Source organism: Rubritalea sp., from assembly GCF_039830215.1.
GTDB lineage: Bacteria > Verrucomicrobiota > Verrucomicrobiia > Verrucomicrobiales > Akkermansiaceae > Rubritalea.
In genome coordinates this window covers 1-3,269 of record NZ_JBDOPO010000349.1, presented here as the reverse complement: position 1 = coordinate 3,269, position 3,269 = coordinate 1, and the positions used below count along the sequence as shown (strand labels likewise).

Genomic DNA, 3,269 nt, shown 5'->3' with positions numbered 1-3,269 from the left:
AGAAAAACTCAGCGCCAAGATGGACAACCTGCAGCACCTAGAAACCAGCGCCGACGCAAGCAAGAAGGACAAAACCGCCGCCCTCAAGGAGATCAAAAAGATCAAAGCCACCCTCACCGAGCTCAAAGACTGGGAACGCGACGTCCTCTTCCCCCTAGCCCAACAACAAATCGACCTCGACCTCGATGACGGCGTCAAAGTCAACTACAACAAATTCAAAACCGATAAAGGCCTAGCCCTCAAAAAAGTAACCGGCCTGACTGGGAAGTAATGACAGGGAATATTTCGCACAGTGTCGACGAACGACCACAATTAGCCCAAAGTAGGCGTTCGTCGACTATTTAGAACTTGTCGACGTACCCCGACACAGCTATAAGGATTTTATGCATATCACCAGCGCCAACGATGTGGCCAGTCTCATCAAAGAGCAAAGACGCAGCAAGGGCTGGACTCAGGCTGAACTGGCTAAACGTGCTGGGGTGAGCCGAGACTGGTTGATTGGACTAGAGAAGGCGAAACCAAGTGTTGAGCTGGCTCTTGTACTGCGCACTCTCAAAGCACTGGGGCTTCAACTCGATGCTGCGGAACCAGCCCCTTCGACCAGCATAACCAGCCGCTACCTGCAGAGCCTAAGATCCCACTCCCCAGCCCAAGAGCATGAATAAAGCGGAAGTCTTAAGCATCATCGTAAACCAGCAAAAGATGGGGACAGTCAGCTATGCTGATAATGAGTTGAGTTTCAGCTACACTGCTGAATGGCTAGAAAACCCAGAGGCATACCCACTCTCAGTTTCGATGCCCTTGGTGAAATCATCGCACACACATAAAACGGTAGAAGCCTACTTATGGGGCCTCCTACCTGACAACGAAACGGTACTCGCTGAGTGGGCTAAGAAATTTCATGTCTCAGCTCGTAACGTATTTCGACTACTAGAGCATGTGGGACAGGACTGCGCAGGAGCCATCCAGTTTATCCCTGCAGCGCGTGAGCACGAATTGCTCGATAACAGCTATGCAGAACAAGTACAATGGCTCGATCAGCATGAGCTAGCACAGAGAGTCGTGGCCGTTCTTAAAAATAATGGAGTTCAACGTGTGGCCACAGACGAAGGACAGTTTAGTCTAGCTGGCGCCCAGCCAAAGATAGCGCTTTATCAATCCCCCACAACTGGAGAATGGGGTGTCCCTAGTGGGCTGACCCCCACAACCCACATTCTAAAACCGGCGATCAAGGATCTAGACGGAATAGCTGAGAATGAACATTTCTGTCTCCAACTGGGGGCCAAGCTTGGTATTTCCGTAGCCGATTCCCGCGTCATTCATGCCGGACCCACCCCAGTAATTGTTCTCAAACGCTACGATCGTTTTTTTCTAGAGGGGCGATACTACCGCATCCATCAAGAGGACTTTTGCCAAGCGCTCAGCGTGATGCCACACCGTAAATACCAGAGCCAAGGTGGGCCGTCTGTCGAAGATATTGCCAATACCATCTGGGAGTACAGTAGCGACGCCTATGAAGACATCAACACCTTCGCGGATGCTATCATACTCAACTACTTGATTGTTGGAACCGATGCCCACGCCAAAAACTATTCGCTCCTCTTTGCGGGCAGTGGCCAAATTGCTCTCACTCCAATCTACGACATTGCTAGCCTCATGCCCTTTACTGATCGCTACAATCCGCATAAAGCGAAGTTGGCGATGAAGCTTGGCAGTGAGTATCATTTCAAAAAAATAGAACTCCGCCACTGGTTGTTGTTGGCAAAGCAGCTGCGACTAACCCCAGACGATTTATTAGGTAAACTAAAGACGATGACCACAGAAATTCAGCCCGCAGCAGCAGCCACTGCTGTACTACTTCATTCCCAAGGGCTGACACACCCAATCATTCAAACTCTCTCTGAGTGCATCAGTCAGCGAGCGTCAGACATCCAAGCTCAGTATTTTTCAGTCTAGTACCATTTCACCCTTCATCATCCATGTCCACCCGCATCCAACAAGCGCTCAGCAAGCAATTTGAGAAACACCGAATCGTCTTCTGGTACGATGAGAAACGCGAACTCCGCAACGACTTCGAAGCGGTCTCACTCGATGGCGTCGAGAAGGTCGTGCTCGAACGCAATGCCTTCGGCCTGAAGTATCAAATGCTCCGTGAGCAAGCGAAGCAAAAATTTCTCGTTTACCACGATGGAGCTGCCCCCGCTGATACTAAGAATTGGTTGCTGGATGTGCAGTTAGCGCACTCGGAATTCAGCACTGACCAAGTGGCGATCTGGAGAGACGAGCTTGGCCTAGACTTTGGGTTTGTCGATCTACTGCAGCAGCATCTGCATTTCTTTGGCTCCGCCAAGCGCAGGGAGCAGCTGAAAGCCCTCCTAGAAGGTACAGACACCCACAATGATGTCCGCAAAAAGATGCTTGCGGTGATTACTGGTGCTGACGCCAGACTCGACAGCATCTTGGAATCACTACTCCAAGAGCTCTCGGTTGAGAGCGAAAGCAAGTGGAATCTCATTCTCAAATCTGAGCTAGCTGAATTCCTATGGTCACAAGTGCAGCATAGCTATGGGTACCATTCAGAGGAACCGGGCATCACGGATTTTGCCATTGAGCTATTCAAGTCCTGCTACGCTCTTGCCCTTCACGGAGATCCCATGATGAACCAAGAGGCGCTGGCATTCCTCAAGCGCTGGAAAGATAGCCGCCGCCACGAAGTAAGCTTCGAAGCTCTATCACAGGAGGCCGCACAGGTCCTGGACATTGAATCCAAGCTCCATAATCAAGATTTCAGAGAGCTTATTGAAATCGATTACTTTGAAGTGGTTGAGCAGAAAATCATCTCCGACCTAGTGAAGTCCATCGTATCCTCCACGGTGAGTAGTGGCGATGTGACCCTCTTGGTACGCCAACGCAGGCAGAGCCATTGGTTCAAAAAATACCAAGACCTCTACGAGGCGATCGACTACGCTGGGCAATTCAGCCAACTGCTCGCTGATAGTAAGCTAGAAATGCATAGCTTGAGCGATGGCATTGAACAATATGCAGCACATTGGTTCAAAGTTGACCAACTTTACCGGAAGTTCATCTACCACGTGCGTAAGTCAGGGCATGCCTCACTCACTAAGCAGCTCAACGAGCAGATAGAAAACCTCTACAGCAACGAGTTTCTGCTCAAGCTCAATGATCGCTGGCAAGTGCATGTGGATGCCTGTGAAAAGTGGAGTGCGCAGAATACGAAGTCTCAAAGAAACTTTTTCAAGCAACACGTT

At 50.1% G+C, this 3,269-nt stretch carries 3 protein-coding genes and 1 pseudogene; all 4 read left to right on the top strand.

Going from position 1 to position 3,269, the window contains the following annotated elements; genetic code table 11:
- Positions 1-271 (top strand): annotated as a pseudogene (locus tag ABGY95_RS11815) (class I SAM-dependent DNA methyltransferase); the annotation flags it as partial.
- A gap of 112 nt (positions 272-383) precedes the next feature.
- Complete coding sequence (locus tag ABGY95_RS11810) at positions 384-665, top strand: helix-turn-helix domain-containing protein (protein ID WP_347441885.1); 282 nt, start codon at positions 384-386, stop codon at positions 663-665.
- Positions 658-1,956 (top strand): type II toxin-antitoxin system HipA family toxin, encoded by a 1,299-nt coding sequence (locus tag ABGY95_RS11805; protein ID WP_347441884.1) that lies wholly within the window; start codon positions 658-660, stop codon positions 1,954-1,956. The genes ABGY95_RS11810 and ABGY95_RS11805 overlap by 8 nt, the downstream gene beginning before the upstream one ends.
- Positions 1,957-1,979: 23 nt before the next feature.
- Positions 1,980-3,269: BREX-1 system phosphatase PglZ type A (gene pglZ / locus ABGY95_RS11800; protein ID WP_347441883.1), on the top strand; the 1,290-nt coding region annotated here is incomplete at its 3' end.